Below are 9841 nucleotides of genomic sequence, written 5' to 3'. Positions count from 1 at the left end.
GACGTGCTCGATGTCGACCGGGCATTGCTCGACGCAGGCGCCGCAGTTCGTACAACTCCACAACGTCTCGGTGTCGATGACCGCACCGGCGCCCACACCTGCCGCCTCGCCGACCAGCGGGCGCTGCGCCTCGGCGCGCGCCGCGGCCGGGATGGCTTCGAGCTTGGCGGCCAGTTCGTTGCCGTCGGCGTCGACCAGGCCGACCTCGTCGCCGCCCATGTCGGTGCGACCGCCGGCCAGCAGGTAGGGGGCCTTGGCGTAGCCGTGGTCGCGCAGCGACATGATGAGCAGCTTGGGGCTCAACGGTTTACCGGTGTTCCAGGCCGGACACTGGCTTTGGCAGCGGCCGCACTCGGTACACGTGGTGAAGTCCAGCCACGCCTTCCAGCTGAAGTCTTCGATCCGGCCGGCGCCGAACGAGTCGGTGTCGGGGTCGGCGGTGTCCATGGTCAACGGGCGACCACCCGACATCATCGGCTTGAGCGCGCCCAGCGCGACGCCGCCGTCGGCCTCGCGCTTGAAAAAGATGTTGGGGAACGAGGAGAACCGGTGCCAGGCGACGCCCCAGTTGAGGTTGTTGCCGACGAGGAACAGGAACAGGCTGCCCGACAGCAGCTTGATCAGCGCGAATACGGCGACCAGGGTGGGGCTGGCCGGCAGCAGCTTGGCCACCTGCATCGTGAAGAAGTCCGAGCCCGGGTTGCTGTGGTGATAGGTCGCGATCTTGGCGGCCTTGACCAGGATCATGCCCAGACCCTCGACCAGGACGATGGCCTCGATCGTGTAGGCGGGAATGAAACGCGACCCGGAGAACCGCGATAGGCGCGCCGGGACGCGCGGATGGTTGAGCTGGCGGATGACGATGAGGGTCACGATGCCGACGACGGTGCCGATGCCCAGGATCTCGTCCCACAGGTGCCAGGCGAAGGTGTTGCCGAACAGGGGCCAATGGAACTCGGGATTGACCGATTGGCCGTATGCCTCGAAGAACAGCAGGAAGCCGCCGAGGAAGCCGATCATGACCAGCCAGTGGGCCCAGCCGACGGTGCGGAACTTCACCATGCGGGTGTGCGCGATGAACTCTTTGAGCATCGTGAACAGCCGCGGGAAGAAGGGGTGGAAGCGGCCCGGTGCGGGTTGGCCCTGCGCGATCGTCCGGGCGATCCGCGTGACCCCGCGGCCGAAGTTGGCCCAGCAGACCAGGCTGATTGCGATACCGATGAGACCCAAAGTGATCGTCGTTGCGTTCAACGATGCCACCTCGCCTTTCGTAGGTGCGTCACCCGTACACGGGGGTCGTCGCGCCAAAGACCGGCGAAGCGGACACGTGCAGCAAGGTGGGTACTACATACTGTCGTGAATACGGTAGAGCCTCGACCCCGTCGGGCGCCTCCAAGGCTTACCTAACCTGGTGGGGCGGTGAGTTTGGCGACGCCCTCGAGTTCCACCAGTCCCTCTTCGAGGTGGTCAAGGAGGCGTTGCAGGCTGGGCACCTGCGCGCGGGCGCCGAGCACGCCGAATCCGATGTGGTCGCCCGCCGAGGTGATGGTGATGTTGATGGCATTGCCCGACGTGGTGATCGATACCGGATACACCCCGTCGAGCTTCGCGCCGTTCCAATACATGTCTTGTTTGGGGCCGGGGATGTTGGAGATGATCAGGTTGAACTGGGGCGGGGTGAAGGACACGAACCCGGGGATCGACATGAACGCGAGGGGTGCGATGGTCGCCGCCCCGAGGGCGAGAGCCTGCAGCGGGCGCAGTCCTCGGATCACATTCTTACTCGCCCGCATCGACTCGACGAGGGTGGACAGGCGGGACGCCGGATCTGCGTCGTTCGTCGCGAGGTTGGCCATCACCGCGCTGACCGCGTTGCCGTCGGCCTCATTGCCCAGGCGCATCGAGACCGGGACCATGGCGATCAGCGGGTCGGTCGGCAGTGACCCGTTGTCGACCATGTAGGCACGCAGCGCGGAGCTGCACATGGCCAGCACGACGTCGTTGATCGTCACATCGAGCGCGTCGGCGACGGCGCGCAGTCGGGCAATCGACCACTGGTCGGCGGCGAATCGGCGGGCACTGCCGATGGGGACGTCGAACATCGACCGGGGGGCGAAGTAGCCGGGGGCGACGAAATGGTCGTCGCTCATCGCCTTCCAGGCCACGTGGCCGACGGCGGGCACCAGGCCGGCGACCTGGCCGGCGACATCGGCAACCGCGCCGATATTCCTGCGCAGCCCCCCGAGAATGCCGTCATCGGAGTCTGCTTCGGCAGGCGGAGCGGGTGGCAGCGCGTCGATCTCGGCGGTCGCGGGGGTCGCCTTGGCGCGCAGGCGGATGTCCCACGGTGCGGTGGCGTCTCGGGCATCGGGATCGGTGGACAGCGTGCGCTCGAGCAATCGCAGCGCCGACACACCGTCGACGAGCGAGTGGTGGACCTTGGTGTAGAGCGCGAGACGACCATCGGCGAGCCCTTCGATGACGTGGGCCTCCCACATCGGGCGCGAGCGGTCGAGCAGCGTCGAATGGTTGAGCGACACGTAGTGGAACAGCTCGCGGATCCGGCCCGGCTTGGGGAGGGCGATCCGGCGCACGTGGTAATGCAGGTCGACGTCGTCGTCGATGCTCCAGGCCAGCGAACCGACCAGGCTGAACGGCTGAGCGGGTCGTTTGCGGAAGATCTCGCTGATCGTCATCTTCTGGTTGAACGCTGCCATGACCTCGTCGGCGAGCTCGTCGGCGCTCTGCCCGTCCCGCGGGACGAACAGTTGCAGGCCGCCGACGTGCATCGGCTGCTCCCGGGTCTCAGCGATGAGGAACATCGACGAGGTGACGGGCATGTACTGCATGTGGAGGTCCTTTTTCGCGGCGACGACAGTGCGCTCAGCTTAGTCATACAACGCGCACCGTCGTGGCCGGAGTCATGACCTCGATTGTGTGGGGGCCAAGTCGGCGATCTACGGTGTCGGGGTGAGGCCACGGCGATCGACTTCGGCCGGGCGTCTGCTGTGGCGCCTGGGGCTGCTCGGCCTGATCGTCGGGGAGGGCATCGTTGCCGCATCGGCGACCTGGGTCTACTTCGCGGCGCGTTCGCGGGTGGTGGCGCCCCAGGACGTCCCGGCGGGATCGACCGCACTGGTCCTCGGGTCGAAGGTGAGTGACGGGGAACCGGGGGAGTATGTTCGCGCCCGACTCGATACCGCCGTCGCGCTCTACCGGTCCGGGCGGGTCACGACGATTCTCAACTCGGGGAACGGGTCATCGCGGTACGGCAGTGAGACCGGTGTGATGCGGGCGTATCTGGAACGCGCAGGCGTCCCATCGGCCGCGATCCGGGACGACCCCGCGGGTTACGACACCGAGCGCAGTTGTGTGCGCGCCCGGTCCGAGTTCGGCCTGTCCGCAGCGGTTCTGGTGACCCAGGATTTCCATCTCGATCGGGCCATCGCGCTGTGCCGCCGGCACGGGCCCGATCCAATCGGCGTGGCGGCACCGTGTCCGGACTGCGCGTGGTGGTCGATTGTCCGCAATCACCTGCGGGAGGCGCTGCTGGCTAGGCCGCGCGCACTGTTGTCGCTGGTTCTTCGGTAGCCCGGTTGCGCGACGTGCGCAGCGACCGGGTGCCGGGTTTGGGGAGCGGGAGCCGCTCGCGACCGGTGAGATAGCGCGACCCGGGGAGCCGGCGCAGGATCTCGACGAGCAGGATCGACCCGACGAGCGTCGCCGCGTAGGCGGCCGCCGTGCCGAGCGGCTGAGGCAGCGTCCGGATGAGCCAGGAACTCTCGCCGTGCCCCTGCATGCCGAGGACGAGGTATAGCACCAGCACATGAACGAGGAAGACGCCGAAACTGCGGTTGGACGCGTAGGACACGAACCGGCCGAACCGCGGGGTCCGGGCGCGCCACCGGTAGTTCCAGGTCAGTGCACCCGCGTACAGGCAGACGATGGCCGTGATGAGGAAGGGCAGCAGGGTCGGCTCGAATGCGCCCGAGGAGGCGTTCGGCGGGAGATCGGAGTCCTGTAGCCGGTCGCGGAATTCCCAGACGGCATACGCGCCGGTGCCGATGAGGGTGGCGGCCAGCCCGGCGCCGACATGCCGGGCATGCACCCCGGTGACGAGGTCGGTGATCGCGTCGCGGTGGACGGCCGCGATCGCGCCGAACAGGAGGAAGAACTGGTACGGGACGAAGGTTGCGTAGTAGTGCCACCACGGGCTCGTCGACGGCAGCCAGTGCGTGATGCCGACGGTGAGCAGCACCTGGAGCGCCAGTGATGCGGCCAGCACGGCGGCGTGGTAGCCCTTGGTCGCGTGCAGCAGCCACAGCACCAGCGGGAACAGCAGGTAGACCTGGATCATCACCAGCAGGAAGTACATGTGGAATCCGCCGCCGCCGAGTCCCCAGCCGAGGTTCCAGGCGAACTCTTTGGCGGTGTCGCCCACGCTCGACGGGAAGTCGCGGAAGGAGGATGAGCCGGTCAGGCCGCCCCACAGATAACCGCCCAGGGCCCTTCCGTCGCTCGACAGCCGGCCTTGCGGCAGCAGGATCTTCACGGCGAAGTAGATCGCGGTGAAGATGACGTACGGGTACAGGACCAGTTTGATCCGGCGACGCCAGAACGACCAGGTGGAGAAGTCGTCGCGCCCGAAGTACTGGTAGGCCAGGACGAACCCGGTGAGTGCGAAGAACATGTTGCGCGTGAAGTGCAGCAACAGGCCGGTGGTGGTGACGCCGACGCTGTTGACCTCGTCGGTGGTCTGGGTTAGCACGTGGATGAAGATGACCAGTCCGAACGTTGTCGCGCGGATCAGGTCGAGGTGGTGCAGGTAGGAGCGTTTTGCCGACGACTCGGCGGGGGTGGTCACAGCGGTGGGGGCGGCCACATCAGCGTCGTCGCGCGTGCGATCGCGCGTTGTCACTGTGCTGGTCATCGCTAACAAAGCCCCTTGACGGTTGGGTGGCGACGCGACGTGCTCCGCGTCGTTCGCGGCCCGGGCCGCGGGAAAGGCATGATCGATCAAGTTTAACGGCGGAACCTGGGAGCCGCCTGAAATTTAGTTAGGCAGGCGAAGTGTTGTTGGTCACCCCGGAAGGCGCCGTTACCACCAGCCGGTGGCCTTGGCGAGGTCCTTGTCCAGCGCCGGGACCAAACTGCGCGCGAAAGTGGCGGTGAGGTGGTGGGTGTCGCGGTAGACAAGGATGTTCCCGACGACCGCGGGGCAATACCCGTCCTTGCACACGGCCTTCGTGTAGTCGAGGAAGGTCACATTGGGGAACTGTGCAACGATCGTGCGGGCCGGGTCGGCCGGCGCCAGCGCGACCGACTGCTTGACACCGCAGACCTGGGACTTGCGCCCGTTGGCGAGACACTCCGGCGGGTTCCAGCTGTTCTCCAGATGCGTCCACGGGGTGTCCCGCATGGCGATGACCTTCTGGCCGCGCTCCTCGAACTCGTCGAATACCTCGACATAGTCGTGCGGCACATAATCGCCGGGCCGCTTGTCCTCGGCCTCGGTCGGACGGGTGCTGTTGGTGAAGATGACGTCGGGTTTGTCCTGCGCCAGCCTCGTCATCACCTTGGCGGCCCATCGGTTGCAGTCGGGCCGATCCTTGCCGTACCACTTGAAGACGTGTGTCTTGACCAGCGCACAACCCACCTTCACGTAGGTGGTGACCTTGAAGTGGTGCTTCTTGCCCAGGACGTCGAGCGCCGGCAACCACATATCGGCGTGTGATCCGCCGGCGATCGCGAGAGTCCGCGTCGCCGTCGTGTCCCCGTAGACGCCGACCTTCACCGTGTCGTCGTTCCAGCCGGTGATCATCTGGTGGGGCGGGTTGTCCCACGTCGCGCCACGGTCCAGGTAGGCGGCCTCCACCGGCGGCTGCGGCGGCATGTGCGGTGCCGGGACGCCCCAGAGGAACGCCAGCCCGCCCGGATACAGCCGGGGGTCGAGGTTCATGGTGTCGACCCGGACATTGGCTTGGTGCCTGATCCAGGCGACCGAGGTCGTACCCGCGGCGATCGTCGCGAGAACCAGGCCGACGACGAGGATGCGCCGGTAGCGGGAGGAGAAATCGGTGCCGCGCCCGGCCCGCAGCGGGGTCTCCACGAATCGAGTGACCAGCCAGGCCAGGACCACCGAGACCGCCAGGATGGCGGTGCCCTCAAGGAAGTTGGCGTGGTCCTTGTAGCGCCAGGTGAGGTAGAAGATCAGCAGCGGCCAGTGGATGAGGTAGAGCGCATAGGCGATGTTGCCGAGCCACATCATGATGGGCTGGGCCATCAAGCCGTTGACGTCCCGGTTGTCGTCGATGTCGGGAGCAGGGTTGCCCGCCGGCCGGGTGGCGGCCGACCCGGTCCAGATGATGAGCAGCGTTGCACCGACCGGCACCAGCGCAAGTGCCGCCGGATACTCCTGCACGCCGGCGATCCACCATCCGGAGGTGATGATGAGCCCGAGCCCGACGATGGCCAGCGCGTTGCGGACGGCGCGGCGCATCACCAGGCGTGGCATCCACACGGCGAGCAGGCCGCCGGCCAGTGGCTCCCAGATCCGGGCGAGGGTGTCGTAGTAGTTCACCGGTTGGTTCACGCCGTGGCGGTAGTTGGCCCAGGCGAACGAGACGACGGTGACGACGGCCAGTGAGCCGCCGACAATCGCGCGGATCGTCCCCGGATCGCCCAGTCGCGGGCGCCGTCGGGCGGCCCACTTAAGGACTCCGCCGAGGGCCAGTGCGACAAGAAGCGTCCCGACGAAGAACTGGCCCTGCATCGACATCGACCACAGATGCTGCATCGGACTCGCCGCCGACGTCGCCGCACCGTAGTCCTGCGACGTCAGGGCCAGCAGATAGTTCTGGTAGTACAGCGCCGAGGCGATGACTTCTTGGCCGAGCGGTGCGAATCGGGTGCGCGGCATGACCAGCACGATCAGCAGCACGACACCGGCCAGCACCAGATACAGGGCGGGGAGCAGGCGGCGAAGCAGCCGGGACAGCCGTGGCCACGGATTGACTGCCTCGCGCCACGACGCCGAACTCGGATTGGTGACGGTGACGTGTTTGAGCAGCGATGCCACGAAGAAGTAGCCGGAGAGGGTGAGGAAGACGTCCACGCCGCCGGACACACGGCCGAACCAGACGTGGAAGATGGCAACGAGCGCGATGGCCAGACCGCGCAAACCATCCAGGTCGGGGCGGTAGGCGGTGGGCGTCGCGCTCGGCTTGGGCGGACCGGATCGGGGGGTGTCGTCCCCGGTTGCCGTGGTCGTCGAGCTCGCAGTCACAACGTGCCAGGGTAGCGCGGATCCCTTAGAGCACCTAAGCAGGCCGCTCGGTCGGTGAGCTTTGTCCTGTTCGGCGGCTACCCGATGCCGTGCAAGTTCCTCGCCGTTTGGGAGGTGGCGACGGCCGCCGGGTCGGGGTGGGTGCCCAGGACACGGTCGGCGGTTCCCGCCGTCGTCACCGTGAACCAGTAGTGCTCGCTTTTGAAGTGGTGGTAGCGGTGGTTCCGGTACACCGCGCGATACGGCCGGTGGCGTGGCTTGTAGTCGGTGTGGATGAGGTAGTGGGTCCACTCGTAGCTCAGGAGGAACGCGGTCACCGTCACCAGGAAGGTCAGGCTCAGTTCGATCCGGCCGGGCGCGAGTAGCGCGATCCCGGCGAGTGTCGGCAGCAGGCCGACGAGCACCGGCCACGGGATGAAGATCAGTGGCAGGTCGCGGGGATCCCGGTGGTGGCGGCGGTGGTCGCGCGGCAGCATCCAGTCGACGGTCAGGCCGGCGATCTGTCGGGGGCGCCAGTGCAGGACCCCGACGTGGATGAGCCACTCGATCAGCGGCGACAGGGCGAGGAGGACTATGAGGACGAGGCCGTCGGTCCACTGCCAGTGGCCCAGCGACGCCCGCGCGACCACTGCCCCGGCGAGTGAGACGGCGATCAGCCAGGGCGATGGATGACGCCAGAACTCGGCGAATGCGGTGTGCAGGGTGGTCAGTCGAGCCCGGTGCTCGCCGGGGGATCGGTGCGGTGCCGGTGCGGCCCGGTCAGTGGCCATGCGGGCCCCCCGGGATGTCGGCCGCCGCGTCGAAGGCGGCCAGGAGGGCGGCGGTGCCCGGTGCCAGGAGGTCGTCCGCCGCCCGGCGGGCCGCGGCGGCATCGCGGGCGGTGAGCGCCGCGACCAGCGGCCGGTAGGCGTCGGCCCGGCCCACCTCGTCGGCCATCGCCGCCGACAGTGCGGGTAGGGCCGGTTCGTAGGCGGCGCGCAGCGTGTTGAACATCAAGCGGTAGACGATCGACGCGGAGCCGTCGACAATGCGGTCCCAGAACTCCAGGGCCAGCAGTTGTCGACCGAGTGGATCGGTTTCGCGGGCGATCTCATTCACCTGCTCGCCCAGCGTGGCGAGTTGCGCGTCGGGCAGGTGAATCGCGGCCAGCCCGGCGACGATCGGCGCGATGGCCGCGCGCGCCTCGACGACCGAACGGGCCACCGTCAGGTCGAGTCCGCCGCCGTGGACGAGCAGCAGGGGCAGCAGGTCGAGTCCGCCGTCGCGCCGGATGTCGCGGATCGTCGTCGTGTCCCCCTGTCGGATGTGTACCAGTCCGGCGGCGTCGAGGCGCTGAAGGGCTTCCCGGACAGCCGGGCGGGATACACCGAGGGCGGCCGCGAGTTCTCGTTCGCTGGGGAGTGGGCCGCCGGCGGGCAGTGCGCCGCTGACGACCTGCGCGGCGATCTGGTCGAAGACGTCCTCCGATACCGAGCGGCGTGCAACAGGCTGGAAGGTCACACCCATAGCGTGCGACCAGATGGCCTATCTGTCAAGTGGTCAGACCACTAGCTACTCGCCGATGATGTGGATGGCGGCTTCCTCGGCGGAAGCGCCGCCGCCGTCGACGCCGATGTCGGTCGCGAGCAGCTGCTCGTTGTCGTCGGACATCCCGCCGCCATCGGGGCCGAGTAGTCGCCCGGCCCGGACGCCGCCGACCTCGTCGGCAGACGGGAAGTCCGCGTCGCGATCGGCGTCTGGACCGGTGCCGACGTCGGGTTCTTCCTCGGCGAGGCGCTCGTCGAGCGACTCGTGCTCGTAGTCGCCCCGCTCGTAGTCGTGGGGCGGATGGTCCGGCGGTGAATAGCCGCGGTCGAGAACGTCGGTGAGTTCCTCGTCGGCGAGCATCTCGTCGGGCTGGAGCTGTTCGGCGGTGTAGTCGCCGCCGGCGTCGTCGATGTCGTCGTTCATGCCTCGAGCGTATCGGCTCGCCGGAGGGTGTGGGCGCCGGGAATGGATCGGGGACCCGGGTGGTTGCACCAATCGGGAAACTTGAGTGACTATGACTCAATACGAGTTGACCGATGACGAATCGGCGACTAGAACTTGAGTCGGAAGCGCTGAGGTTCTTACGACCAACCAAAGACTTGGGAACACGGTCGGCGACCACATGGTGGTCGGCCACATCAACAGGAGGAATCAACACTCATGTCCCGTGCTGTCGGAATCGACCTGGGAACCACCAACTCGGTGGTGTCTGTACTGGAGGGCGGCGAGCCCGTAGTCATCGCGAACGCCGAAGGTTCGCGCACCACACCGTCGGTCGTCGCGTTTGCGCGCAACGGCGAGGTACTCGTGGGCCAGCCCGCGAAGAACCAGGCGGTCACCAACGTCGATCGGACCATCCGCTCGGTCAAGCGCCATATGGGCGAGGGCGAGTGGTCGGTGGAGATCGACGACAAGAACTACACCCCGCAGGAGATCAGCGCTCGTACGCTGATGAAGCTCAAGCGCGACGCCGAGTCCTACCTGGGCGAGGACGTCTCCGAAGCAGTCATCACCGTGCCGGCCTACTTC

Annotated in this window: 9 protein-coding genes; 2 read left to right on the top strand and 7 right to left on the bottom strand. The window is 67.3% G+C overall.

Annotated features, from left to right (window positions below; genetic code table 11):
* Both B4M62_RS13220 and B4M62_RS13215 read right to left on the bottom strand, forming a co-directional pair.
* A partial coding sequence (locus B4M62_RS13220; RefSeq protein ID WP_290713849.1) for a (Fe-S)-binding protein occupies positions 1-1251 on the bottom strand: 1251 nt, incomplete at its 3' end.
* A 152-nt stretch (positions 1252-1403) separates the two neighbouring features.
* Complete coding sequence (locus tag B4M62_RS13215; protein ID WP_290713820.1) at positions 1404-2849, bottom strand: WS/DGAT/MGAT family O-acyltransferase; 1446 nt, start codon at positions 2847-2849, stop codon at positions 1404-1406.
* Positions 2850-2970: 121 nt separating this feature from the next.
* Between B4M62_RS13215 and B4M62_RS13210 the strand changes: the two genes are divergently transcribed.
* Complete coding sequence (locus tag B4M62_RS13210) at positions 2971-3591, top strand: SanA/YdcF family protein (protein WP_290713817.1); 621 nt, start codon at positions 2971-2973, stop codon at positions 3589-3591.
* Here the strand turns inward: B4M62_RS13210 and B4M62_RS13205 are convergent.
* The 5 genes from B4M62_RS13205 to B4M62_RS13185 form a co-directional block, all read right to left on the bottom strand.
* Positions 3554-4930: an acyltransferase family protein gene (locus B4M62_RS13205; RefSeq protein ID WP_290713813.1), complete on the bottom strand. Its 1377-nt coding sequence runs from the start codon at positions 4928-4930 to the stop codon at positions 3554-3556. The genes B4M62_RS13210 and B4M62_RS13205 overlap by 38 nt on opposite strands.
* Before the next feature lie 168 nt (positions 4931-5098).
* Positions 5099-7285 carry an acyltransferase family protein gene (locus B4M62_RS13200; protein WP_290713810.1) on the bottom strand — a complete coding sequence of 729 codons (2187 nt, stop codon included), beginning with the start codon at positions 7283-7285 and terminating at the stop codon, positions 5099-5101.
* Positions 7286-7362: 77 nt separating this feature from the next.
* Positions 7363-8055, bottom strand: a complete 693-nt coding sequence (locus B4M62_RS13195) for a sterol desaturase family protein (protein ID WP_290713807.1) — start codon at positions 8053-8055, stop codon at positions 7363-7365.
* Positions 8045-8785: a FadR/GntR family transcriptional regulator gene (locus B4M62_RS13190; RefSeq protein WP_290713804.1), complete on the bottom strand. Its 741-nt coding sequence runs from the start codon at positions 8783-8785 to the stop codon at positions 8045-8047. Before B4M62_RS13190 ends, B4M62_RS13195 begins: the two co-directional genes overlap by 11 nt.
* 51 nt (positions 8786-8836) lie before the next feature.
* The gene (locus tag B4M62_RS13185) at positions 8837-9235 is read right to left on the bottom strand and encodes a DUF5709 domain-containing protein (RefSeq protein WP_290713801.1); all 399 of its coding nucleotides are present in this window, start codon (positions 9233-9235) and stop codon (positions 8837-8839) included.
* Positions 9236-9472: 237 nt separating this feature from the next.
* Here B4M62_RS13185 and B4M62_RS13180 point away from each other — a divergent pair.
* The coding region (locus tag B4M62_RS13180; protein ID WP_290713798.1) for an Hsp70 family protein at positions 9473-9841 on the top strand (369 nt) is incomplete at its 3' end.

Origin of the sequence: Gordonia sp. UBA5067 (assembly GCF_002414845.1) — a bacterium.
GTDB lineage: Bacteria > Actinomycetota > Actinomycetes > Mycobacteriales > Mycobacteriaceae > Gordonia > Gordonia defluvii.
This window is presented reverse-complemented; position numbering and strand designations above follow the sequence as displayed.